Below are 487 nucleotides of genomic sequence, written 5' to 3'. Positions count from 1 at the left end.
ACCGCTTCGGCACGGGCCAGGCGCAGTTCGGTGACGATCCGCCGGGCGCGGTCGGCGAAGGCCAGGCCGGCCGGCGTGGCGCGCACCGTATGGGTGGTGCGCACCAGCAGGGTGCTGCCGACGGCGCGTTCCAGGGCGTCCATCCGGCGCGCCACGGCGGACGGGGTGAGCGGGTGCTTGCGCGCAGCGGCGGAGAAGCTGCCGCCATCGAGGACATCGAGGTAGAGAACGAACTGGTCGGTGAGGGTATCGGGCAACATGCTCATGCCTTTGCGTAATTGGCATAGCCATTGTGCTTTCTTGTGCGTTTCCCATCCAGCCACGCTTGCCTAGCATGGAGGCGTCGAAAGAGGGGCTGACATGCTGGATGTATTTCTCGATTTCCTGCTGGGGATGGTGCTCGGTTGCCTGGGCGGTCTGTTCGGGATAGGCGGCGGCTTGCTGGCGATCCCGGCGCTAGGGGTGATCTTCGGTCTCGACCAGCAAC

General features: G+C 65.9%; 1 protein-coding gene. It reads right to left on the bottom strand.

The window, feature by feature from the left end:
* The coding region (locus D7X96_RS39185; RefSeq protein ID WP_208647452.1) for a LysR family transcriptional regulator at nt 1-260 on the bottom strand (260 nt) is incomplete at its 3' end.
* Nucleotides 261-487: the final 227 nt, after the last annotated feature.

The sequence above is a fragment of the Corallococcus interemptor genome (genome assembly GCF_003668875.1).
Classification (GTDB): Bacteria; Myxococcota; Myxococcia; order Myxococcales; family Myxococcaceae; genus Corallococcus; species Corallococcus interemptor.
The sequence above is the reverse complement of the archived record's forward strand: the minus strand, read 5'-3'. Positions and strand labels throughout refer to the sequence as shown.